This is a genomic window from Embleya sp. NPDC008237 (assembly GCF_042956465.1).
GTDB lineage: Bacteria > Actinomycetota > Actinomycetes > Streptomycetales > Streptomycetaceae > Embleya.
The window spans coordinates 45,490-68,981 of sequence record NZ_JBIBGL010000033.1 but is presented as its reverse complement, the minus strand read 5'-3'; the positions used below and the strand labels follow the sequence as shown (position 1 = coordinate 68,981).

Below are 23,492 nucleotides of genomic sequence, written 5' to 3'. Positions count from 1 at the left end.
TACGGTGGGCATTCTTCGGCGCCGGGGGGCGGGACGCGATGAGTCACGGGCAGGGACCGGTGGGGCAGATCTTGGACCAGGTCCGCACCGACCTGGTGATCCCGTTGCGGAACAGGGCACGGCGGGCCCGCTCCGATCTCCTGCGCCTGCCGGCCGCCCACGACGCACGTCTGGACGACTTCGGCGAGCAACGCCGACGCGACCTGTGGTCGCTCCGCGCACTGGACGGCGCGACGTGTACGCGGCTGGAGCCCCGTTTGGTGGACGCGGGGAGGATCATGTCCGCGCGTGTCGGCTGGGCCGCGACGATCGAGGACTTCACCCGGGCGCATCCGGTGACCACCTTCCTGCCGGTGAGTCTGCTCGTCTTTCCGCTCACTCCGCTGATGAACTGGACTCCGGCGGCGAACCCGCCGTCCAGCTCGGGGGTTCTGGCCATGGTGGGGGTGGGCTTCCTTCTCTACCTGCTCGCGGACCGCCTCGTCCGGGCCGCGCAGGCGCTCGGGCGGCACGGCGCCGGCGTGTGCCTGCTGGTCCTGTTCGTCTCCGGGGTGATCGCGCTGCGAAGCAGGTCCCGCTGGATGCCCGACGTGCGTTCCTGGGCGCAGTCGCCACCGGTGGGCGATTGGCACTGGAAGGGGCACACCGTCGCCCACCTGTACCCCGACCTCGGCGTCGCGTGGGCGCTGACGGGCGTCACCGCCGTTCTCGGGGTCCGCCTCTTCGCCCGACTGTGCCGCGCGGTGCTGGACCTGTTCGCACCCCGACAGCCCAAGGACGCGGTCCGTTGCGCGATGCTCCTTCTGGACTTCCTGGACATCGCGCTGTTGCTGGAACGACTCGTCCCACCGGCCCCCCAACCGCCACCGGACCCCACCGCGGCCGCGAACACGACGATGCCCAACCCCGTCCCGGCGCAGATACCCTCGACATTCGTCACCTCGCCCGAACGACGCGAGTTGCTCGACCGGCTGGAGGCCCTGGCTCGGACAGCCGAAGGACCGTGGCGCCGGGCCCTGCGCACCGGCGACGCGACCGCGGACCACGAACTCGCCCGCATCGCGTTCGGCATCGCCACCCGGGTACGGGCGTGGAAGAGCGTCGCGGCCGTCGGAGGCGGCGGCCTCGACGACATGCGCCAGGCGTTTGCCCTGGGCGTCGTCAACGCGGCCGACGGCGAATGGACGCTCATGGCGCCGGAGGAACTCACCGACCGCGAACTTCTGGGCAGACGCCTGCTTCGGTGGGCGCGCACCGCCCTCGCGTTGGCCGCGCTCGTGGCAACCATGCTGCTGACCAGCACCAACGTCCTCGGATTCTCCCTGGGACAGTCGGTCCTGCCGGTGGGCGTGCTCGCCTGGTTCCTGGCCAACGCCCTCGACTCCCGCGTCACCGAACGCTTCGGCGCCTCCCAACGCCTGGGCGCCGACAGCGGTGGAAAACCGTGAAGCCCGTCCTCGGCCCCCGGCGTCGACCCGGGGGCCGCGACAGCCCTCGTCCCGGACCGCCCGCGGAGGGCCCGGTCCCTCGACCGGACGCGGAACGCCGGGACGACGACCGAGGAGAACCACATGTCCGATGATCCGCCGTGGATCGCTCTGAGCCACACCCGCATCCGTCCAGGGCACTACCTGTGGGTCGACGCCCGGGGCGGGCCGTCCCCGGACGCCGGGTTACGCGCGCGTGGAGCGCGTCGAACACCTGCCCGCCGACGTCCTGTTCCGTGGCGCCGACGCACCGACGGCGCCGCCGTCCGCGTTCAGGACCGCGGCCGTCGCATGGTGCCAGGGAATGCCCGGCCCTCTGATCCTGCATCGCGGCAACCATCACCGCACCCTGCGCGGTGTCCCCCGAGCGCGAGCGGAGCACGACGAGCGCCACCCGACCTGGGGCGAGACGAAATCGCTGTTGCGCGGCGCCGCGCTCGTGACCGAACCCGCCGACCCCGTCGACGCCGTGGACACGCGCACGCCGCAACGGGACCGCCACGCGGCGGCGTTCGCGAAACCGGCCGGCGCCCTGCTCCCCGGCGACTACCTACGTGTGCACCGGCGCCATCCGTCCGCCGAGCGCGGCGTGGACGAGGGATTCAGTCGCGTGCTGTGGACGGCGCACCTGGCCCAGGACGCGGTGGAGCGGATCCTGACCAGGCCGCAGTGGGCCCACGGACGCCTGGTCGCCGTCGCCTACGCTGACAACCTGGACCTCCTGCTCCTGCCGGACGTGGACGTGGACGTCCTGACCGCGCCCAACGTCGAACGCGTCGCCTTCGACAGGGGCACGGAAGCGGTCGACGACATTTTTCGCCGCCGTTTCGAGGACGCCACCGAGCCCGACGAGACCTGGGCTCGTGCCGTCGACGCCCGACTGCGGCCCCGCCCTCCGGCGGGAGAAGGCGAGCTGTATCCGACGCTGATCACCGAACCCGCCGAGCGCGCACTGCTGATGGAAGGGGCCGAGGGGTTGCGCATGGTTCCCTTGTCCGCGCTGCCCTGGCCACACCATCTTTTCAAATGCGCCCACGCCGACCGCGTGAAGGCGCTCGTGGACGAGTACCCCGACACCGACGGCGCCGACCGGGCCGCCCACGCCCACGCCTTCACGACCTGGGGCCCGGACGACTTCAGCGCGTGCAAGTACCACCGGGCCGACTGGGCGGCGATCGCCCGCGCTGCCGAACGCGCCCTCGCCGCGGGTGGCGACTCCACCGACATGGCCGACCGCGCCGGTCGCGATCCCGAACTCGACGACCAGAGCAGCGATTACGCCGCGTCGCTGTTCTACGACCCGATCAACTGGAGCGACGGCGACGAGGCACTCGTCAACGGCCAACACCGCGCGTGCGCCCTACGCGCCGCGGGCGCCTTGTCCTGCCCCGTCGACGGGCGACACCTGCCCGAGACCGCACACGAGGCCACCACGGCCGCCCCGTCGGCGCAGGCCCGCGCCCATGCCGCCGCCTTCTGGCGCCGGTACGTGCGTGAACTCGGCCTGTCCTCGCTGACGGCCGCCCGCGCGATGCGCAGCGCCCGCGTGCGTCGCCGACTTCGGGAACTGGGATGAGCCGATCTGCTACAAACCCCGATGTCCGCACCGCGTCCCCCCACCCGTTCGGGTTTCCGCAGCCATACCGGGCGTGACCGTGGAAGGCGGCCGGTCCCGGGTGTGGTCCCCGTCGGTACGAAGCCGGCAACACGCCCGGGCCCGCCTGCGCTTCTTGCACCAGGGCGTCCGCGTCGAACTATGGGCGCCGAAGCCAGGACCGCGACCGGCGTCGATTGTGAACCGCAAACCGGCACCGTGCGACGCATGCGGTAGGCGCCTTCACGGGCACAGTCCACGCCCTACCACAGTGGTGGAGTACGGACGGGCGGTGCGCGAAGGGCCGCGCTCCCGAGTGGGGATGGGGAGCGCGGCCCTTCGGCCCGGCACGGGGGGGATGTGCCGGGAAGGCGAGGCTACGCCGTGCCGCAGCGGAAAGCACCCGACTATTCGCCGTCGTTCGCGAAGACGAGGGCGAACTTCACACGGCTGCGCCCATTGGCCGCCGACTCGCGGTCCGAAGCTTGTCGCGGCGCACGACGGTGAACTCCTCGCCGCCGGTGAGCCGCTTCTGTGCGGCGTACAGGGACGACGGCGCGCCTTGAGCGCGGGCCGGCCCGTCGGGCCCGGTGAACGTGCGCACGTTCAGACCCGGATAGCGGGCGATGGTGGTCAAGTCGGCGATGCACCCGGCTGGTTCGAGCCAGCCGTGACCGACCTTGGCGGCGAACACGAACGCGAGCTCGACCAGGAACGCAATGCTCGCGGCCGTGGCGTCGTAGACGCTGTTCTGATGGCAGACCGAGGCGTGGAACTCGTCGAACGCGGTTGTGCGCTCCTTGGTGTCCGCCGAGCCAATGGCACGTAGCAGAGCTGGGACCTCCTCCGCCGAGCCGTACGCGTGCCCCAGCGAGGCCCAGTCGATGTCGTCGATTTTCCGTGGTTCTGCCTCAGGTTGTGTGGACTGCGCACGCTGAGTCACGACCGGGGTCGTCTGGGCCGTGGGGGAAGTCGCCCGGAATTGGCCTGTGGTCGGGTTGGTATGGCCGACAGTTCGGTGTCGTGGATGAGATCTTGCTTCGACCGGTGGAACTGCTGTTTCCGTCGATCGCGAACGTCGCGGTGTTGTCGATCGACGCGGACAGCGACGCCGTGCGCGTCGAGGCCCGGTGCACGACGGCCGGTGCCTCCTGTCCTGCATGTGGAACCTGGTCGGACCGTGTTCACGGTTCCTACCTGCGGTTTCCCGCCGATGTGCCGTGTGGAGGGCGGCGGTTGGTGTTGCGCCTACGCGTTCGCCGGTTCGTCTGTCGCGTCGAGTCGTGCGCTCGGAAGACCTTCGTCGAGCAGATACCGATGCTGACCCGGCGCCACGGTCAACGGACCGAGCGCCTGCGTCACACGTTGGCCGAGGTCGGCCTGGCGCTCGCCGGGCGGGCCGGTTCCCGCCTGGCTCGTGTCCTGGGGGTTTCGGTGAGTCGCAGCACGGTCCTGCGGTTGGTCGAGGCCCTGCCCGAGCCGGTCGTTCCCGATCCGCGCGTGGTCGGCGTCGACGAGTACGCGACACGCAAGGGCCGGTTCTACGGCACGGTGCTGGTCGACGTCGAGACGCGCCGACCGATCGACATGCTTCCCGACCGGCAGGCGGCGAGCCTGGCCGCCTGGCTGACCGAACGGCCCGGGATCGAGGTCGTATGTCGAGACCGCGCCCCCTTCTTCGCGGAGGGGGCCACCGCCGGTGCGCCCCAAGCCGTCCAGGTGGCTGATCGATGGCACTTGTGGAACAACCTCGGCCAAGCTGCCGAACGCAGCGTCGCGGACCACTGCGGATGCCTTCGCGTCCTGCCACCGGAGGTGCCCCGTTCCGATCCGGATCCCGAGTCGGTCGAAGTCGATCCGTCGGGATCGCCCTGGCCCACCGGTCACCGGTTCGCCGACCGGACTCGTGCCAACCACGCCAGGGTTCACGCGCTGTTGGCCGCAGGCAACAGCCGTCGCGCGATCGAGAGACAACTGCGGATGACCAGTCGCACCGTGAAGCTCCTCGCGGACGCGGCTGCTCCGGAAGACCTCTTCCGCGGGCAGTGGCAGGGCCGGCCGTCCGTGCTCGACGCCTACAAGCCCTACCTGGACGACCGCTGGAACCAGGGGTGCACCAAAGCGTGGAGGCTCTGGGAGGAAATCGTGTCGCTCGGCTACCGAGGCAGCTACCAGCGAGTCGGCGCGTACTTCCGCGCGAAGCGCCTCTCGCCCGATTCGCCGACCACAACTCCACCGTCTCCTCGCACGGTTGCCGGATGGATCCTCCGCCACCCCGACTCCCTCGAAGAGGCCGAACACCTCCGGCTGAAAGCTGTTCTGGCCAACTGCCCGGAAATCAACGCCCTCACCGGCCACGTCCGGTCCTTCGCGCGATTGCTCACCGAACGCCGAGGCGAACAACTCCCGCACTGGCTCGACGCAGTCCGCCAAGACGACCTTCCCGCCCTCCACACCCTGGCCGCAGGCATCGACCGCGACCGCGACGCCGTCATCGCCGGGCTGACCCTGCCCTGGAACTCCGGCGTCGTCGAAGGACACGTCAACCGCATCATTCTGTGGAATCAGCGATGTCAAGCCGTGTATTTGTGCATCGCGTCGAGGTAGTGACGGTCTCGGTGAGGCACGTGGTTGTCCCTGCCCGGGAGGCTGAAGACCGCGTAGACGTCACCGGGCCGGGTGAGGACGCTGGACTGCTGGCCGAAGGTGAGGGTGTCGTTGACGTGATGCTCACAGCCTGCGGTGTCGAGAGCCGTGATCAGTTCCTCGCGGAGCACAGTGGCCTCGAACGACTCTGATTCGGGCAGGACGAGAGCAGGGAGCTTCGCTGTCGAGCCGGGCCAGAGGTGGATCCAGATGCCACTGACCGCCCGCTGGGTGATGTCCAGTTTGAGTCCGCCCCAGGAGTACGGGTAGCCCTCGATGTCGGGCCCCTTCATGATGTGGGCGGGGTGCGGCCGCCCCGGGCCAAGGAGGTCCTCGGCCTCGGCCAGGGGCATTCCGCAGTGAAGCGGGCCGATCCGGCCGGTTCGGGCGAAGTCGACGAGCACGCTCATCAAGGTCACGGCAGTGACTGTGTCACTCTCCCGGGCCTGTCCGCACTCCGATATCAGCGCGGTGCGGATCCCGTCCCGCCCTGTCGGACGTCGACGAGCGGCAGAAGGCGGGCCGTCACCGGCACGTCCAGTTCGCGTGGTGTCGGGCCGGCTGGAGTGGGTGTGTCGGCGAGGCGGTCGAGTAGCCGGTCCAAGGCCGCCTGGCCGTCCTCGACGGCCGCCTGCTCGTGCCGGCCGAGCACCGGCCACTTCTCCATCAGCACCGTCGTGCCGCTCAACACATCTCCCAAGTCCGTGGTTGCACCGGAGAGACATGATCACCCCGGCAGATTCCACGTAACTTTTAAGATGCTCAAACGCCAGATGTTCGGCCGCGCGGGATTCGCACTGCTCAGAAAGCGGGTCCTGTTGGCCTGATCGCAAACGGAGTTCCGGAGCGACGCCGGGCTCACAACTCGCTTCCTGGACCCATGGATCGCTGGAAGACTCGGCTCATGCAGCGATTCTCCGCGAACCCCGACAGTCTGAACGGCCCGGTCACGCTCGTCGACGAGCAAGGGATCCGCTGGGTGCTCCACCGCAAGCGCCTGGACGTGCGCGTCGTCCGTCGGCTCGTCAAGGACCATGCCACGCCGGTCATATGGGGGGACATGGGTGGCATCACTCCCCGGATAGTGCCAGAGGCTGAACGCCCAGCGCTCTGGGGTCGGATCAAAGACGAGTACCTAGGTCCGGGCGGAACGGGGCCGATGGGCCGCTACCTGGCGCATGAGTTCCGAGCCGAGGCGGGGCGCCGCATGCTCTACGTCGAAGACCACTGCTGACCGCGCAACGTGCCGCCATCAAGCTGACGGAGAGTCACGAACCACAAAACCTGAGGAGAACCGATTCCGTTGAACATGCGGGCACCGTGCCGCGTCGGACCGACAACGCCGCGTCGGACCCTCGCTCAGGGGACCCGAAGACTACGGGTCCCCGGGGCAGGGATCGCATGGATTGTGGCGATCCGGGGGAGTTCGATCTCGGTGTGTTCGTCGCGGCGGCTGTTCAGCGGTGGGTACGTCCCGGAGAATGCTCGCAACACCGGTACGTGGGACAGGAGGAGGTCGTTGATCGGTTTCGCGCATCGCGCCAAGGGCGGGGCAGTCCTCGGTGGACACCGGGGCTGCTACGGGCCCTTCGGCACCGACGACCCGCACCCTTCGACGGCCCTGCGTCTGGTTCCCCGGTCCTACACCCATCCCGACGCCCGAGCCCTGCTGCGCGCCCTGTACGCGGAGCGGGTCGCCCTCCACGGATTCGCCGACCGTCCCGACGCCACCGAGCCCCGCGACTTCGAACCCCCCGAGGGTTTGTTCGTCCTGGCCTACGACGGACCGACGCCGATCGCCTGCGGCGGGTGGCGCACCCTGCCGGGCAGGACGGCGGAACTCGCGTACCTGTTCGTCGTCCCGGAACACCGCGACAGGGGCCACGGCCGCCGCCTGCTCGCCACGCTGGAACGCACCGCCGCCCAGGCCGGAGCACGACGCCTGGTCGCGGGGAGCGACACCCACACCGCCGACGCCTTCGCCGCCGCCGGATTCACGCCCTGTGACCCCCACTCCGGGCAGCGGGACGGGCACGCCGCGGTCGATCGGGTGGCGGCCAAACCGCTGCCGTCCGGTGCCGGCACCCGCCCCCTGTCGGCCCCACGGCGCTGAGACAGGCCCCGCGCGAACGTCGCGCAGAACCCGATGTTCCCGCTCCGCCACCCACCGGAACCCGTCGCCGTTCACGTACATCCCTCCGCGGTGGGCATCTGGGCAGGCCGCCAGAGAAGTCTCGTGTGTTCGGGGAGCATACGCAGCGCCTGCGACAGCACCGTTGCGCAGGGCAACGAGTCCTACCGGCTCGCGGGTTACGCTCTGTCACCGAATTCCGTAAAACGCTGTCGGATGCACGAGACGACGGCCGCCCGGGGCCTGCGCGGCAACGGGTGAAGGCCGTTGCGCGGCTTCTTCCGGAGCCCCCGGTCCCCGCCGCGAGCTCGGACGGACTGCGCGCGTCGGACGTCGACAGCGCCCGATCGCCCGAGGAGTGGTTGCGGCCCCGGTGAGTACTCTGCGCGCGTGCGCCGGGGCTGGGGCGTTCGCCGGAGCGGGCGACCGGACGAAGTGGGGAACGCGGGGGTGAGGAGGCGCGGTTGCGAATCGCCTCCGGTCGGATACGTCGCTGGGTAGTGTGGGGCGCCAAGCCGATGGACGTCGGGTGGGGGATTCTTCGTGGCTTTCGTGCGTCATCTTTCCGTGCGCGTTCCCTGGCACGATTCGGGGTGGGCGGGGAACATCTGTTCGGATCCGGCGGCCAACAGCTCGTGCGTCCTGCTCAAGAACATCGGCGAGAAACGCCGGGACGACCTGGAAATCGCCCACTCCGGCGCACAGTTCCAGCAGCTGCCCGGCGGCCTGCCGCCGTGCGTCGGGGAGAACGGCGGGTTCCTGAGCCCCAGGCCGCACACCCTGCTCCGGTCCCACCCGTACGCGCACACCCAGGCGTTGAAGAACGTCGTCGACACCTCCGCGCCGGTACCGCCCTGGTCGGTGCACGCGGTGCCGTTCTTCTGGCTCAACCACGAGAACCTCGTCACCGAGGTCCTGCCGCAGCAGCCGGTGGACGACTTCCTTCCCCACCGGGAGGAGCAGGTCCGCGAACAACTGAGGTTTCAGCCGGCGTGGGTGATGCACGGTGACAACCAGAAGGCGGTCATCGACGCCTTCTTCCAGAACGTCACGCCGCACGAGTCGCTGGTCTTCATCTACGTCAAGCACTCCCCGTTCGATGACCAGCCACGGCGCATGCTCATCGGTGCGGCCACGGTGGAAGCGGTGACTCTTCCCGGGCGTTGGCACACCGACGGGCCCACCGCGTTCCCCAACCACATGTGGGAGACGGTGGTCCGGCACACCCTTCGGCCCGACGGCACCGGCGGCATTCTTTTGCCGGTCCGGCACCTCGCCGCCCGGGCCGCGGCCGGCGTCGACGTCTCGCAGGCCCTGGCGAAGGCACCCGAAACGGACCGGGAATTCTCCTACGGTGCCGAACACGTTCCCGCCGACGTCGCGGTGGCCGCACTGCTCGAACTCGAACGCGCCGCCCGAGCTGCCGTCGACTTCGGCGGCTCGGTCCCCGAGGCGTCGCTGCAATGGCTCGACGAGCAACTGGCCAAAGCCTGGAAGCGCCGCGGTCCGGCCCCGGGACTGCCGGCCGTGCTCTCACGCCTCGGCTTCGCGCACCCGACCTTCGCCGCAAGGATTTTGGGATCCACCGTCGTCGAAGGCGAGGACCCGTGGCCACTGCTGGTCGCCGCGCTGGAGGGCGGGAACGCTCCACAGCCGGTTCTGGACCTGGCAACCCGAACCCGCCGCACGATCTGGGCCGGGCAGCCCCAGGACATCAAGGACGCGCTGCGCCTGCTGAGCCGCTTCGACCTGACCGCCGACACCGTCGACCGGGTCCTCGACGGTGAAACCGGCACCGTGATCACGCCCGAGGAACTCCACCAGAACCCCTACTACTTGGTCACCTGCACCGCGGGTGACGCATTCCCCGTCGCATTCGAGACGGTCGACCGCGGCTGCTTCCCCGATCACCAACTCGCCGAGCGACACCCGCTTCCGGTGCCGAAGGAGTACGCCTTCGACGACCCGCAGGACGTGCGGCGCGTCGAGGCGGCGATCGTCACGGCGCTGGACCGGGCACAGGCCGAGGGACACACACTGCTGACGGTCGACCAGACGCTGGAACGGCTCGCCCTACCGGCCGTTGCGCAACCCCTCGCGGCGAGCGCCACCGTGCTCGGCGGACTCGGATTGGCCCCGGCCACGCTCCCGGATCCCACACAGCAATGGACGATCCTGACATCGACACGGCTTGCCGACGGATCCTGCGCCTACAAGCTCGCCTCGGCCTTCATACGCCGCGACGAGATCCGCGACCACATCAAGAAACTCCGCGCACAACCCCGACACAGTGCCCCCACAGACCTCGCACGCACGCTCGAGGACGTCCTGGGCGCACAGGCCGACTCCGCGAGCGACCCGGCGGAAAGGCGGGCGCGCACCGAGAAGGCCGCCGCACTGAGGGAACTGTACGAAGGACGGCTGACCATCCTCAACGGCCCCGCGGGAACCGGCAAGACCACACTCGTCAGGGCCCTCGCCGCCCGAGAGGAAGTCACCGCGGCGGGGCTGCTGCTCCTTGCGCCCACCGGCAAGGCGCGAGTGCAGTTGGAGAGCAAGGTCGGCGCACCGGCGATGACCCTGGCACAGTTCCTCAGCAAGTCACGGCGCTACGACGGCGAACACGCGCGCTACCTGAGCACCCGTAACAAGGCGAGCCGGCAGAGGTACGGGACGGTCGTCGTCGACGAAGCGTCCATGCTCACCGAGGACATGCTGGCCGCGCTCCTGGACGCGCTGGTGCCGCCCCAGCGGCTGATCCTGGTCGGCGATCCCCGTCAACTACCGCCGATCGGGGCGGGCCGCCCGTTCGTCGACCTCGAAAACCACGCACGCTCGGGTCACGCCGGAAGTTGGCCGCGCATCGCGCCGGGATGGGCCGAATTGACCGTGCTCCGACGGCAGCGCGAAGTCGGCCGCGTGCGCGACGACCTGATGCTCGCGCGCTGGTTCAGCGGCGACGAGATCGCGGAAGGCGCCGACGAGGTCTGGGAGCGTCTGCGGCACGGCGAGCCGATGGAGACGCTCCGCGCAGTGGCCTGGCAGGGACGTTCGGCGACACGGGTCCTCGACGACGTGCTGCGCGAAGAATTCGGCGTCGAGGACGACGGCGGCCTGAGCTTCGCACGCAGCTACGGCGCCACCACCGAACCCGCGGCGAACGGGAAGACCTATCCCAAGTTCTTCGACGCCGCCGGCAAGTGCGAGGAGTGGCAGGCCCTCTCGCCGGTGCGCGGACGCACACACGGCACCGTGGAGCTGAACCGGCACCTGAAGCAGCGACACCGGCAGGCGGCGCTGGAACAGGCTACGGTGCCGCATGGATGGCGCAAGGTCCCCAGCCCACTGGGACCGGAACAGATCGTGGTCGGCGACAAGGTCGTGAACACCCGGAACGGCAGCCGCAAGTCCTGGGCCCCGCAGACCACCCAGACACGGGGATACGTCGCCAACGGCGAGCTGGGCGTGGTCATCGGACAGATCAAGTCCGCGAAGATGAAGACGGCGCCCAGGGACACCCAGATCGAGTTCTCGTCGCAGCTCGGCAGGCGCTACACCTACCGAGGCGGAGGCGGTGACGACGAGGCCCCATTGGAACTGGCCTGGGCGATGACCGTCCACAAGAGCCAGGGCAGCGAGTTCGGCGTGGTCGTCCTCATGATCCCGGCCGCCGTGAAGAGCCTGTCCCGCGAGCTCTTGTACACGGCGCTCACCCGCCAGACCCGCAGGGTGGTGATCTGCCACGAGGGCCCTCTCGAGGATCTCCAGGAATTGACCCGCGCCACCGGATCGGACGGCGCTCGGCGCATGACGGACCTGTGCGCGGAACCCCAACCCGAGACCGTCGTCGCCGCGGCAGGAGTTCGCGTCGGCCCGCTGGACGGGCGCCTGGTGCACATCACCGGCAACGGAGTGATGGTGCGCAGCAAGAACGAGGTCATCGTGGCGAGCATCCTCGACGACCTCCTGCCCGGCCAGTGGGCATACGAGCAGCCGTTGGTCGGAAACGACGGCATGCGCAGGCTTCCGGACTTCACGATCCACGGTCCGGACGGCCGCAGCGTCTACTGGGAGCACCTGGGCATGCTGGACGATCCGTCCTACGCCGCCGGCTGGGAACGCAAGAAGCGGTGGTACGCGGCCCAGGGCATCCTGCCGCACACCCAGGGCGGGGGTGCGGCGGGCACGCTGATGTGGACGAGCGACCAGGGCGGCGTGAACGTGCCCGCATGGCGTGAGCTGGCCACGACAGTCATCGGCAAGGGGGCCGATGCGGCGCCCAGGCCGGCCGCGAAGAAGGCGGCGGCGAAACCGGGCAAGCCGCCTACGGGCGCGGGAGCCGCATAGCGGCAGCTAGAGCGCTCTCGGCGCGTGCTCGTGCCGCCGGCCCCCTCACGAACGATCGCCGTGACTGCGGTGGTCGCTGCCGTCGGGCGCGAAGTACCGTAGGGCCGCGAGGTGGGACTCGATCCGGTTCGGCAGGACGGCGCGTGCGTCGACCCGTTGCCCGGGACGACGCGCACGGATCTCGGTCTTCACTCACCCTCCGACATCCGCCGGTCACAGCCGTTCGCCGGTCTTCGCGTGAGTGCCGTGTCGGCTTGTTTCGGACGGCTTGTTTCGCTCGGATCGGGTGGCAGTGCGAGGGACAGCGTGAGGCCCACGAAGAGGATGACTGCCACGAGGGCGCCGGTGGCGGCGATGGCGGAACTGCTCGACGGCAGGTCGAGCAGCGATGCGTCCTCGCGAGAGTCCGCGAATGAGATGTAGGCGGCGACGATGATGGTGACCCCGGCGGCGGTGCCGATTTGACGTACGGCGTTGTGGATCGCGGCGGCGATGCCCGATTGTTCCGGGTGGATGTCGCGGAGAGCGATGTGTGTGAGTTGGGCGCCGGCCAGGCCCACGCCCAGGCCGTACAGGCCCAGCCACGCCGCGGGGATCCACCAGCTCGATGGGGACAGGACCGTCAGGGAGAACGCGATCATGGCGGTGATCTCGATGGTGAGACCGATGCGCACCCACAGGAGCGGGGCACCGCGCCACGTCCGGCCCGCGATGGCTCCCGCGATCAGCACGCCCAGCGAGAGTGCCGTGGGCGCGGCGGTGGTCTGCGTGGGCGAGGCGTGGAAGGTGTGTCGTATCCAGCCGGGGATGACGGCCAGGAGACCGAACTCGCCGAGAGCGATGACGCCGGCCATCAGGTTCGCGGCCCCGAACCGGTATTGGGTCGGAGTGTCGACCGCACGTCGCGGGCGCGGCGGATCGTGAGGACGAGCACGGCGGTCGCCGCGGCGAGTGCCGCGGGGACGATCGGCAGGGGCCACCGGTGTCCGAACAGTCGTGTGGTGTCGAGGGGTTGCCACCAGCCGTGCACGGGGCCGTCGACGACGGCGAAGGCGACCGCCACGAGGACGATCGTGGCCCGGGCGATGCCGCGCGCGTCGACGCCGCCGTGGCGGACCGGGGTCGGTGCGTGGCGCGTCAGGACGAGGAGCGCCACCGCGGCGCAGGCGGGGGCGGGAGTGGCCAGGGCCCAGCGCCAGGAGTGGTGTTCGGTGAGCCATCCGCTCAGCAGTGGTCCGGTTGCGGCGCCGACGACGGCTCCCCAAAGGGCGAACGCGCGGGTGTGGTCGCCGGTGGGGCTGTGGTGTTTGAGCAGGCCGAGCGAGGAGGTGGTGAGCAAGGCTCCCGCGAGGCCTTGGGCCGCGCGTACGAGGACGAGTTCGGTGGGGTTGCTGCTCGTCGCGGCGGCGATGGCGAGGATGGCGAAGGCGGCGAGTCCGGTGAGGAAGACGCGGCGGTGTCCGTGGCGGTCGGCCAGGGCGCCGGCCGGGAGGAGGGCGGCGGCGAGGGTGATCGCGTGGGACGCGAACAGCCATTGGGTGTGGGTGCGGTCGATGTGCAGGTCGGTGGCGATACACGGGAGGATCGCGGACACGCTGGTCGTGTTGGCCACGACGAGCGAGGCCCCGAGCCCGGGTGCGAGGACCCCGCCGCGTCGCGTTCCGTTGCCCGAGGGGGCGGGTGGTGCGTTCATCGTGGCGCCGTTCCTGGAAGAGGGGTCGGTCGCTAAGCCGTACCCGTGTCCTGGGCGGTTGACGACCGGTGGCGGGCGTTCGGGCGATGGCGTGGCCGGCGTGTCGGGGTGGGTTAGGATCGCGCAACCGTTGTCACCCACCGCACGCACTCGAACCCGTGGCGCAGCCGTCCGGGGTCGGTTCGCGTGCCTCTTCGACTCATCGTGCGTGCCTGCCGGAGGTTCCCGGTTCGTTCGGTGTTGTTTCGTTTCGGTGCCGAGCGATCCCTTCGATCGCGGCTGGGCGCGGGGGCGGGCGTGTGTGACGTATGAGAGGACGCACGTCGTGGAGATCCTGTCCGAGGTCTCGCGCACGCTGGGCGAGTACCTGCTGCTGCCGAACGAGACCACCGAGCAGTGCACTCCGGACCGCGTCGACCTGACGACCGCGCTGGTGCGGCACCGGGTCGGCGAGGTATCGCCGTTGCGGGTGGCGACGCCCCTGCTGAGCGCGATCATGGAGGCGGTGTCCGGCCCTCGCCTGGCGATCGCCCTGGCGCAGTGCGGCGGTTTGTCGTTCGTTCACCAGAACCAGGCCATCGAGGCGCAGGTCGAGGACGTGGTGGCGGTCAAGCGGCACAAGGCGGGGTTTCGGCCCGCGACCGTGTCGGTCAAACCCACCGCGACGCTCGACGAGGTCGCGCACCTGGTGCGGGAGTCGGGTGCGGAACACGTTGCGGTGACCGAGGACGGGACGGTGAGCGGACCGCTTCTGGGGTTGATCGGTCCCGGCGACTTCCACCGGGACCGCCATGCCGGGGTCGACGCGGTGACCACGCGCATGCGCGGTGTCGGGGAGTTGCTCACCGCGCCCGTGGGTGTGTCGTTGGGCGAGGCGAACGCGTTGTTGTGGGAGCGGCGCGCCGACGTGATCGCGGTCGTGGACGGCGCGGGCGCGCTCGACTCGCTGGTGCTGCGGCGCGACTACGACACGCACAAGCGGTTCCGGCACGAGAGCGTGGACGACCGCAAGCGGTTGCGGGTGGCGGCCGGGATCAACACCCGTGATCACCATGATCGGGTGCCGGCGTTGGTGGAGGCGGGCGCGGATCTGCTGTGCATCGACTCCTCGGACGGCTACTCCGCCTACCAGGCGCGCGTTCTGGAGGACGTGCGTTCGGCCCACGGGGACGCGGTGCACGTGGGTGCGGGCAACGTCGTGGACGGGCGGGCGTTCGAGTACCTCGCGGACGCGGGTGCGGCGTTCGTCAAGGTCGGCATCGGTGGCGGCAGCATCTGCACGACCCGCGCGCAGAAGGGCATCGGTCGTGGCCAGGCGTCGGCGTTGCTGGACGTGGCGCGTGCCCGGGACGCCTACGCGGAGCGGACGGGCGAGTATGTGCCGCTGGTGTGCGACGGCAGGGTGTTGGAGGACAGTCACATGGCGATCGCGCTCGCCATGGGCGCCGACGCGATCATGCTCGGCCGCTACTTCGCGCGCACCACCGAGAGCCCGACCCGCCGGGTGCGGGTGAACGGGCAGGACTACAAGGAGTACTGGGGCGAGGGTTCGATGCGGGCCCGCAACACCGCCCGCTACGAGCATCACGAGGACACGGAGGCGGTCGCCTTCGCCGAGGGCGTGGACGGGCTCGTGCCGTACGCGGGCAGCCTGTACGACGCGGTCGCGATGACGAGCGCGAAGGTCCGCGCGACGATGGTCAGTTGCGGTTCGACGTCACTCGAGGCGTTTCGGGAGTCGGCGCGCATGGTGGTGGTGTCGGAGCAGAGTTTCCGGCAGACCGGCGCCGAGGTGATGGTGCGCGAGCGCGCAGACGCCATCGGCTGATGTGCGGGGCGGGCCGACGCATGGTCGGCCCGCCCCGGGCTTGTCAGCGGGTGTGCACGTCGATCCACGCGCGGTGGGCCGGGCCTGTGGCGAGCGCGGGGTGGACTCCGGCGGTGTGGGCGTCGCGCCACAGCCGGGAGAACGTGCCGCGCTGCGACGCCGTGGTGCCGGCGTCGCGCCACATCAGATCGACCCCGGCCAGGGCGTGGGTGGCGGCGGCGGCGTGGTCGCGGCGCGCACGGACCGCGGTGACCGGGTCCATCGGCGTCCGCTCGGCGGCGTCGAGGAGCAGCAGGCGCGCCGCCTTGAGGTGGGTGGAGGCGGTTCCCAGGGCGTCGGCGTGCGGCGTCGGGTCCGTCCCGGTTTCGCGCAGGCGGGCGATGCGGTGGTCGAGCATGGCTTCGGCCGCGCCCAGGAGCGGCGCGGCGAACGTGAGGCCCGATACCGCTTCGTGCGGGACCGTGACCTTCGTGCGTGCGTGGCCGGTGAACAGTCGCGCAGCGATGAAGACGTCGTCGCGGGAGATGTGGACGTCGTCCAGGCGGAGGGTGTGGCTGCCGGTGGCGCGCAGGCCGGTGGCGTCCCAGGTGGGGTGCACCGTCCACGCGGTGGCGGGGATCAGGGCGAAGTGGTCGACGGGCCCGGGGTGTTCGTCGGTGGGCAGGCGGCAGGCCAACAGTGCCCATCGGGCGTGGTGGGCGGCGCTGACGTAGGGCCATTCCCCGGACAGGGTCCAGCCGTGGGGGGTGGCGTGGGCGGTGCCCTGGGGGCGCAGGGTTCCGGCGATGAGCGTGTCGGGGTCGTCGTCCCAGAGTCGATGTTGGGCCGGTTCGGGGAGGAAGGTCGCGAAGCGGGACATCGACGCGGTGACTGCGGCTATCCAGGCTGCGGAGGGGTCGGCGTGGGCGAGCGCGGTGATGTCGCGGGTGTGCCCCGGCTGGAGCGCGAGTTGGTGAAACACGAGATGTGGATCTTGCGTATTGGTGATCGCGCCGGGTGCCTGTCACCGAGCTGATCAGGGTGCCCTTCTCTCAATTCGCTCCACGCGTCGAGGAGGAGTGCGGGGCCCGTACCCGACGCTGTGACGGAGCTTGTCGTTCACGCGTCGAGGAGGGCGAGGAGGCGCTCGGCCTGCCGTTCGAGCGATCCGGCGGGGTTGCGGGTGTGTGCGAGGCCGCCGGGAAGGAGCATGCGGGTCCACAGGTAGGCGAGCAGGGGCCGCAATCGGCGCAGGCCCTCGTGTTCGGCCGGGTCGAGTTCGAGGCGCTCGACGAGCTGGTCGGCGTCGAAGGCGTGGGTGTCGACCCAGGTCGAGGGGTGTTCGAGGAGTTCGGCGAGTTCGAAGGCTCGGGTGCTGCGGCCGGAGTCCTCGTAGTCGACGATGTGAACGCGATTCCCGGTGTCGATCAGGTAGTTGGCAAGGTTTCCGTCGGCGATCCCCAGAGCGGCAGGCATGTCGTGGAGATGGCGGGCGTGTTGCGTTTCGAGCCATGACGCGCCGGAGGTCAGCGCCCGTCCGACGCGGGCATCGAGACCCGGGGGCGGGGGTTCTGCGGCGCAGGCCACGGCTTTGGCGAGGGCGGTCTCGGGGTTCCAGGGGGGTGGTGCGATGGCGTCGAGCGACGGGGAGGGGATGGCGGTGTGCAGGGTGGTGAGCGCGTCGGCGAGCGCGTCCAGGTGCGCGGGGGCAAGGGTGGTGCCGCGCAGGGGTGTTGCGTCGATGCGGGACATGACGATGGTGGGCGGGTCGCCGTCGAGGTCGGCGTGCAGGGGGCGTGGTGCCAGGCCGGGTGCGTGATGGTCGAGGAGGGTGAGGGCGGTCCATTCGCGGGCGGGTTCGCCGCGGTGGTCGCGGGGGAAGCGTTTGACGACCCGGTCGGGCAGGAACTCGACGGCGTGGGTGCCGGTGGGGACGGCCAGGGTGGGCTCCGGGGTGGGTGCGGCGGCGGGGGTCAGACCAGGGGTGGGCGGCCGAGGCGGGTCATGCGCCACACGGTGCGCCATCGCATCGGGTGGCGTTCGGCGGCGCCGGTCCAGCCTTCTCGGAATCCGCCGGCCCACGCCTTGAGGCCCTGAGGGTCGCGGCGGCCTCGGGCGAGGGTGAGGAGAGTCCAGGTGCCCAGGTAGGCGGGCACCAGTGGGGCGGGCAGGTTGCGGCGGGCGAGCCAGACGCGGTTGCGGGCGGTCATCCGGTGGTAGACGGCGTGCCGGGTGGGTTCGGTGCGCGGGTGCTCGAGCAGGAGGCTCGGCGCGTACAGGACGTCCCAGTCGGCGTCCAGGGCGCGCCAGGCGAGGTCGGTTTCCTCGTGGGTGAAGAAGAAGTCCTGGGGCCAGTCGCCGATTCTTATAGCGGTGCTCCCGCGAGTCTGCAGGCTGATTACACCACCAACACTTCCCCTGATAGTCGTGCCGAAGGTCCTCAGGGAGTTCAGGAAGTGCCGTTTCATCCATGCCAAAGGGTGCCACGGGTCGGCACAGCGAGGCAGCGGTTTTTGCCGGTATGTGCGGGCGGGTGATCCCGACACTGAGCGGCGATGGTCGATCCCGGACCCGGCATCGACCGGGAGCGGCCCCGGCCCCCGGACCTCACCAGAGTCAGCCGGAGGGCGCGATCAGTTGGAGGACGGTGACGACCAGGACACCGGAGCTGATCTCGTAGCGTATGAACGCGCCGGAGATGGCGGCCTCGCGTCGGTCGCGGAGTTTCGGGCCCTTGATCGGGTCTTAAACTTCGCGGCCTCCGAATCGGTACACCTTGCCGGGGCGTGGTGCCCGGCGGCCCGGCATTGGTGGCCCAGCTGTTGGTCGCCCATCCTCGGGCGAGAAGGACGGGTCGGGTGAGGACGTGGTCGCCGGCGCGTTGGACGCGGACGACGACGCCGAGTTCGGATGCGCACGGGTCCACGCTCCCTGAGCAGCTCGTGGCCGCAGGCGGTGAGGTGGTCGCAGAACGCGTGACGGCCGACCCCGGCCCGAACGCTTCCCCGTCGTGTGTGCGTGCGGCTACGGTGGGTGGTGTTCATCGGGCCGACACGAGGGGAGACGTCCATGGTCGGACGTCATCGCGGCAAGGACGATCCGATCGAGGGCGACGGTCAGCAACCCGGACGACCGATCCCGCCGGACCCCAACCCGCCCGCCCCGCCCGAGAAATGAGCACACCTCCCGGCATCGACACCCCCGCGACCGTGCCCGACGCCGCCGCCCTGGCGGCCGAGCTCGCCGCCGCCGGCTGGCTCGCCCCGCACTGGACCGAGGCGTGGAGCCGGGTGGACCGCGCCGCGTTCGTGCCCGACCGCGTCTGGGTCCCGGCCCCCGACGGCTACCACCGCCTGGACCGCGCCGACGACCCCGCACGCTGGCACGCCCTCGTCCACACCGACACCGCACTGATCACCCAGGTCGAGGACGGCACCGGCGCGCCGGAGTTCTCGCTGCGCCCGACCAGCAGCGCGAGCATGCCGCGCATGGTCGCCTCCATGCTCGCCCACCTCGACGTACGCGAGGGGCACCGGATCCTGGAGATCGGCACGGGCGTGGGCATCACCGCCGCGCTGCTCGCCACCCGCCTCGGCGACGACGCCGTCGTCTCGATCGAACTCGACCCGACCGTGGCCGCCGGCGCCCGAGACGCACTGCACCGCGCGGGACACTATCCTCGTCTGCTCGTCGGCGACGGCGTCCTTGGTTGCGCGGAACACGCCCCGTACGACCGGGTGTTGTCGACGTTCTCCGTGCACACCGTCCCGCCGGCGTGGGTCGCCCAGTCACGCCCCGGGGGCCGGATCGTCACCCCATGGGGCAGTGCCCTGTACAACGGCGTCCTGCTCGCTTTGGACGTCGACACCGACACCACCGGCCGGCTGCGGGCGTGCGGGCCGGTGGTGGGTGACGCGGCGTTCATGTGGGAACGCGGCCAGGGCGTCCACGGCGGCGTCATGGACACCGTCCGCGACGAGGATCCCGGCACACCGGGCACCACCACCCTCGACCCCGACCTGCTCGTCGACGACCGCGACGCCGCGTTCTACACGGGCGTACTCGTTCCCGGGGTGCGGCGCTCGATCGGCCGACCCCCGGGCGCGACCCGCGACGACGGCGAGTTCACGTTGTGGCTCGTCGACGCACAATCCCGCTCCTGGGCCTGCGTGGACCACGCCCCGGGTGCCACCGTGTTCGAGACCGCGGCGCACGGCCCCCGGCCGATCCTCGCCGAGGCCGAGACCGCCCTCGCGTGGTGGGACGGCCACGGCCGCCCCGCCCGCACCCGATTCGGCCTCACCCTCACGGCGGGTGGACAGACCGGGTGGCTGGACGATCCCTCGAACGTCCTCCCCACGATCCGGACGAGCTTCGACGCGCGTTCTTGAATCGCCCGGCGCCGCGTCGAGCGCGGGCGGCGGCCCCTGAGGTGACGAGGGTGCCGCCCGCCCGCTGCGTGTTCGGTAAGAACCCCAGGTCCGTCGAGCCGACGTCCCCGTTCGGCATGAACTGGATGTCCAGGCCGCGGTCTTCGAGGTGCGCGACGAGCTCGATCGCCGGCTCGGAGGGCGGACGTCCGATGAGCCGGACTCCGTCCATCACCGCCTGCGGACCACCGCGGGCGCCGACGACGAGGTCAGACCGATCGTGTCGACGAAGTACGCGAGGACGTCGTAGCGAGGCGCCCAGATGTCGCGCCTGGGCCTGCGGAAGGTGCCTCGCTGTCGCCTGTGGGGGCCGCGCCTGCCGATCGACTCGAAGCCGGCGACGAAATCCGCCTCCCGCATCGCCGTCCCCGCGGCCTCGCGGCTCATGCCGGGACACAGCGGTCCCGCCCGCTCGAACGGCACGTGGTCCCACAGCGCACGATCTCCCTCGGTGATCACGGCCCACCGGGCACCGACACGCCCCGCCGCGGGTGGTGACCGCAGGCCGTCGACCGGGGGCGGGCCCGACGGGCGGTCACGCGCGGGGACACGGTCCTCGTCGATGTGGTCGTTGCTCCGTTCCGGTGGCGGTGTTCAGTCGGAGTTGGACCAGACCAGGACGCCGGGGCCGAACTCCGTGGTCACCGGGACGTGTGCCTCGGTCATCTCCTCCAGGCGTGTCTCGTCGACGACGATCGGGCTCAGGTCGTAGTCGAGCGTGCGCGAGGACTCGCTGCTCGCCGGAATCCGGATCATCGCGACGGCCGCGCGCAGCGCAGGCAGATGTTCGGGAATGGACGCCATCGCCACCGGTGCGCTGTGCAGCCGGTTCACGAACAGGTCGATCAGCGCGGCGTACCCGTCCAAGGACTCGACCGGCACCAGGTAACCCTCGATGGCGCCCTGGCAGCAGGAATGACCCCCGTGCTGGAGCTCGTAGACGACCCCCGAGGGCCCCTCGAGAACCACGTAGAGCCAGTCGTGATCGAGATCCTCGACCTGGTCCAATTCGACATACACGCGACGGTTCACCATGACCGCATCCTGTACGGCCGCCCCCCGCGCCGCCTCTCCTATTTCGATCCCGACCGCGGATGTCGCGACGGGCCGGGCGTTCACATCACAGCCGCTCGATGTCGGTGGGCGACGGTGGCGTGCCGGGCCCGGTGGGGGAGGCGTTCGAGGAGATTCCGATCCACTCGACCGGAGGCGGACCGACCCGAGTCCGCGTGTGCTCAGGAAAGCTGCGCCATTCGTCGTCGGGGATGTGACCCTCCGACGCGTCCGAGCATCAGGGTGCCCATTCCCGGGCGACGAGGACCGGCTGGGAATGGGCACGGTCCCCGGCGGACACGCATCACGACACCCAGTTCGGGCGCGCACAGGTTCGCCTCCAATGAGAACACCGGTTCAAGGGCGCGCCCAAGCACGATCGGGACTCACCTCGTCCTCGAGGCGGGAGCGTCGGGGATTGAGTGCGCGTTCAGGTTCCAGTGTCACCGTCGTGCCCTACGGTCGGTGCAGGCCAGCCGGTCGCGCGCACGTACCCGCCATACTCAAACGCGAGATCCTCGTGGAGGCCGGACACAGGTGTGCCATTCACACATGTCGAGCCACGCCGGTCGAGATCGCACACATCGTGCCGTGGAGTCGAGTGGGCACGCATGAGGCCGACAAACTGATCGCGCTGTGCCCGACGTGCCATGTGCGGTTCGACGCGGGCCAGATCGATCATCTGGCCATGGTCCGGTACAAACACAATCTGCGCCGTGATCCCATCCTGCCGGGCTCCGATGCGATATCCGCGTATCTCGGTTTTCCAGAGGCCCTTCGGAGCTGGCATGATCTGGTGGGTCGCATCGAGATGGGCAGCGTGGCCGACACTCTGTTCGAGGAGTCTCGCGCCGACCTCATCCACCGGGCCCGGTCCTGGCAGCGGGTGGTGGCGATGTCGCTTCGAAAAGTCGGGGCCGCGCGCCCTCGTACGCCGTCGTTCGACCTCGCGAGCCGACCTTTCGACCAGGAACGTGGCTGGGTGGAGGATGTTCTCGCCGGCCTGTGGCCGGACTCGTCCCTCGCCGCGCCGTGCCACGATCTCTCGGAGCTGTCGTGGGACGTGGTGGAAGATGCCTTCCTGACCGAACTCGACGTCGTTGCCGGGTGATCTGGCGCGCTCGTCGTGGGAGTCGAGAAACGTCGAGGTCTCCGGGCGGGCGCAGCGCTTCGACGTAGGTGAACCGAATGGGGCGCTTCAGGACTCGACTTGCACACCCCGGCGTCGTCCTGGGCCTTCGTGGGAGTTCAAGCCCGTCAGGTGGATCGCGTACCGCTCGCTCATCTCGTGGGCGCGCAAGCACATGTCCATCGTTTTGCGCTCGTCGGCAGACATCCGAGTGGTCACCGTCATGGCGTACTCCTTCGGGCCTTCTGCTTGTCGGGGGATACGTGACGGCAGGCGGCGGTGCGCCGTGCCGGCCCGCCGTGGGCGAGACCTCCACTTGGTCCCGGCCGCTTGCGCATCAGCAGGTCAACGATGCTCCTCACCCGGGGTCACGCCCGGCGGCGTCACCTGGCCCGTTCCGGTCGTCGTCGCAGCCTTCTTGCCCCACTTCTGCAACACGCCCGTCGTATTCACCCGTGAGGTTGGTGACGCGGCCGGCGGGCGGTCGGCCTCTGAGCGCGGTGTAGGGCTTGGATCCGCTGCAGAGCCCGGTCGAGGAGATCGACACCACGGGAGCGGTTCCCCGGCAGGTGCCGGGCCGCGTCCGCGGTGTTGCCGGTCCACGCCCCGCGCAACCGGAACACGGATGGGTCTTCCGATCGTCGCGCCGCCGTTTGCCGGGCCGCGTAGACCCGGGTACCGCCTCGGGATCGCCGCGGCGAACAGGCGTGCCCGAATCAGGACGAACCATGCGGGCAAGGGCGAAGCGGCGGGCAAAACCGGGCAAATACTAATGATCACGGCAAGCGATCCCTACCCGAGGTCGTACTCCGACCGGCTGTCCGCCCGCAGCCGCTGAAGCGCAGAGGACGGGCAAGTCGTGGCGGAGCAGTATGTGGAACTCGGCAACCCGGTGCCTACCCGGACGTCCGGGGCCGAGGTCTGGAAGTTCTTCCGGTACGGAGACCCGCGCTCCTACGCCTTCTCGCCGACCCTGCGTTCGTGGCAGGAGGCGCACGACGGGGTGATGCTCCTGAGGATCCCGGCGATGTTCGGGGGACCCTGGGAAGCGCACGGTCAGATGTTCCCGGCGCTGGAGGCGATGGGCGAGGCCCGCCCACGACGTCGGTGCGTGGACGCCTTCGGCCGCGCCGCCGGCCGGGACGCGGCGCTCCGCGAGCTTGCCCGCGTCCTCG

Annotated in this window: 18 protein-coding genes and 1 pseudogene; 9 read left to right on the top strand and 10 right to left on the bottom strand. The window is 70.3% G+C overall.

Annotation, left to right across the window (positions count from 1 at the left end; genetic code table 11):
- Window positions 1–59 precede the first annotated feature (59 nt).
- Both ACFZBU_RS45890 and ACFZBU_RS45885 read left to right on the top strand, forming a co-directional pair.
- Window positions 60–1,448 (top strand): hypothetical protein, encoded by a 1,389-nt coding sequence (locus tag ACFZBU_RS45890; RefSeq protein WP_391589785.1) that lies wholly within the window; start codon window positions 60–62, stop codon window positions 1,446–1,448.
- A gap of 343 nt (window positions 1,449–1,791) precedes the next feature.
- Window positions 1,792–3,063 (top strand): hypothetical protein, encoded by a 1,272-nt coding sequence (locus tag ACFZBU_RS45885; RefSeq protein WP_391589784.1) that lies wholly within the window; start codon window positions 1,792–1,794, stop codon window positions 3,061–3,063.
- A 460-nt stretch (window positions 3,064–3,523) separates the two neighbouring features.
- On the opposite strand, the gene ACFZBU_RS45880 is transcribed toward ACFZBU_RS45885, so the two are convergent.
- Complete coding sequence (locus tag ACFZBU_RS45880) at window positions 3,524–4,024, bottom strand: hypothetical protein (RefSeq protein ID WP_391589783.1); 501 nt, start codon at window positions 4,022–4,024, stop codon at window positions 3,524–3,526.
- Here ACFZBU_RS45880 and ACFZBU_RS45875 point away from each other — a divergent pair.
- A complete protein-coding gene (locus ACFZBU_RS45875; RefSeq protein ID WP_391589782.1) occupies window positions 3,982–5,688 on the top strand; it encodes an ISL3 family transposase in 1,707 nt (568 codons plus the stop codon). The two genes, ACFZBU_RS45880 and ACFZBU_RS45875, sit on opposite strands and share 43 nt — an antisense overlap.
- Here ACFZBU_RS45875 and ACFZBU_RS45870 read toward each other — a convergent pair.
- Window positions 5,655–6,146: a hypothetical protein gene (locus ACFZBU_RS45870; RefSeq protein WP_391589781.1), complete on the bottom strand. Its 492-nt coding sequence runs from the start codon at window positions 6,144–6,146 to the stop codon at window positions 5,655–5,657. The genes ACFZBU_RS45875 and ACFZBU_RS45870 overlap by 34 nt on opposite strands.
- 44 nt (window positions 6,147–6,190) lie before the next feature.
- Window positions 6,191–6,415: a hypothetical protein gene (locus tag ACFZBU_RS45865; protein ID WP_391589780.1), complete on the bottom strand. Its 225-nt coding sequence runs from the start codon at window positions 6,413–6,415 to the stop codon at window positions 6,191–6,193.
- Window positions 6,416–6,631: 216 nt separating this feature from the next.
- Between ACFZBU_RS45865 and ACFZBU_RS45860 the strand changes: the two genes are divergently transcribed.
- The 3 genes from ACFZBU_RS45860 to ACFZBU_RS45850 all read left to right on the top strand — a co-directional run bounded on the left by ACFZBU_RS45860 (window position 6,632) and on the right by ACFZBU_RS45850 (window position 12,205).
- Entirely contained in the window at window positions 6,632–6,961 is a 330-nt protein-coding gene (locus tag ACFZBU_RS45860) for a hypothetical protein (protein WP_391589779.1), read from the top strand.
- Window positions 6,962–7,246: 285 nt separating this feature from the next.
- Window positions 7,247–7,840 (top strand): GNAT family N-acetyltransferase, encoded by a 594-nt coding sequence (locus ACFZBU_RS45855; protein ID WP_391589778.1) that lies wholly within the window; start codon window positions 7,247–7,249, stop codon window positions 7,838–7,840.
- 561 nt (window positions 7,841–8,401) lie between these two features.
- Window positions 8,402–12,205, top strand: coding sequence for an AAA family ATPase (locus ACFZBU_RS45850; RefSeq protein ID WP_391589777.1), 3,804 nt, complete (start codon window positions 8,402–8,404; stop codon window positions 12,203–12,205).
- Window positions 12,206–12,393: 188 nt separating this feature from the next.
- On the opposite strand, the gene ACFZBU_RS45845 is transcribed toward ACFZBU_RS45850, so the two are convergent.
- Both ACFZBU_RS45845 and ACFZBU_RS45840 read right to left on the bottom strand, forming a co-directional pair.
- Entirely contained in the window at window positions 12,394–13,059 is a 666-nt protein-coding gene (locus ACFZBU_RS45845) for a hypothetical protein (protein ID WP_391589776.1), read from the bottom strand.
- Window positions 13,059–13,898, bottom strand: a complete 840-nt coding sequence (locus tag ACFZBU_RS45840) for an MFS transporter (RefSeq protein WP_391589775.1) — start codon at window positions 13,896–13,898, stop codon at window positions 13,059–13,061. The genes ACFZBU_RS45845 and ACFZBU_RS45840 overlap by 1 nt, the downstream gene beginning before the upstream one ends.
- Window positions 13,899–14,199: 301 nt before the next feature.
- Between ACFZBU_RS45840 and ACFZBU_RS45835 the strand changes: the two genes are divergently transcribed.
- On the top strand, window positions 14,200–15,726 hold the full coding sequence (locus ACFZBU_RS45835) for an IMP dehydrogenase (RefSeq protein WP_391589774.1): 1,527 nt from the start codon (window positions 14,200–14,202) through the stop codon (window positions 15,724–15,726).
- A 43-nt stretch (window positions 15,727–15,769) separates the two neighbouring features.
- Here ACFZBU_RS45835 and ACFZBU_RS45830 read toward each other — a convergent pair whose 3' ends face one another.
- From ACFZBU_RS45830 to ACFZBU_RS45820, 3 genes and pseudogenes are all read right to left on the bottom strand, one after another.
- Window positions 15,770–16,687 (bottom strand): hydrolase, encoded by a 918-nt coding sequence (locus ACFZBU_RS45830; protein ID WP_391589773.1) that lies wholly within the window; start codon window positions 16,685–16,687, stop codon window positions 15,770–15,772.
- A gap of 137 nt (window positions 16,688–16,824) precedes the next feature.
- A complete protein-coding gene (locus ACFZBU_RS45825; RefSeq protein WP_391589772.1) occupies window positions 16,825–17,718 on the bottom strand; it encodes an aminoglycoside phosphotransferase family protein in 894 nt (297 codons plus the stop codon).
- Window positions 17,679–18,065 (bottom strand): annotated as a pseudogene (locus ACFZBU_RS45820) (glycosyltransferase family 2 protein); the annotation flags it as partial. The pseudogene ACFZBU_RS45820 and the gene ACFZBU_RS45825, both read right to left, overlap by 40 nt.
- An 813-nt stretch (window positions 18,066–18,878) precedes the next feature.
- On the opposite strand from ACFZBU_RS45820, the gene ACFZBU_RS45815 reads away from it, so the two are divergent.
- Complete coding sequence (locus tag ACFZBU_RS45815) at window positions 18,879–20,096, top strand: methyltransferase domain-containing protein (RefSeq protein ID WP_391589771.1); 1,218 nt, start codon at window positions 18,879–18,881, stop codon at window positions 20,094–20,096.
- Between the two features lie 210 nt (window positions 20,097–20,306).
- Here the strand turns inward: ACFZBU_RS45815 and ACFZBU_RS45810 are convergent, their stop codons facing one another.
- Window positions 20,307–20,594 carry a hypothetical protein gene (locus ACFZBU_RS45810; RefSeq protein ID WP_391589770.1) on the bottom strand — a complete coding sequence of 96 codons (288 nt, stop codon included), beginning with the start codon at window positions 20,592–20,594 and terminating at the stop codon, window positions 20,307–20,309.
- 135 nt (window positions 20,595–20,729) lie between these two features.
- Window positions 20,730–21,170, bottom strand: a complete 441-nt coding sequence (locus tag ACFZBU_RS45805) for a DUF6210 family protein (protein ID WP_391589769.1) — start codon at window positions 21,168–21,170, stop codon at window positions 20,730–20,732.
- Between ACFZBU_RS45805 and ACFZBU_RS45800 the strand changes: the two genes are divergently transcribed.
- Window positions 21,169–22,299 carry an HNH endonuclease gene (locus tag ACFZBU_RS45800; protein WP_391589768.1) on the top strand — a complete coding sequence of 377 codons (1,131 nt, stop codon included), beginning with the start codon at window positions 21,169–21,171 and terminating at the stop codon, window positions 22,297–22,299. The genes ACFZBU_RS45805 and ACFZBU_RS45800 overlap by 2 nt on opposite strands.
- Window positions 22,300–23,492: the final 1,193 nt, after the last annotated feature.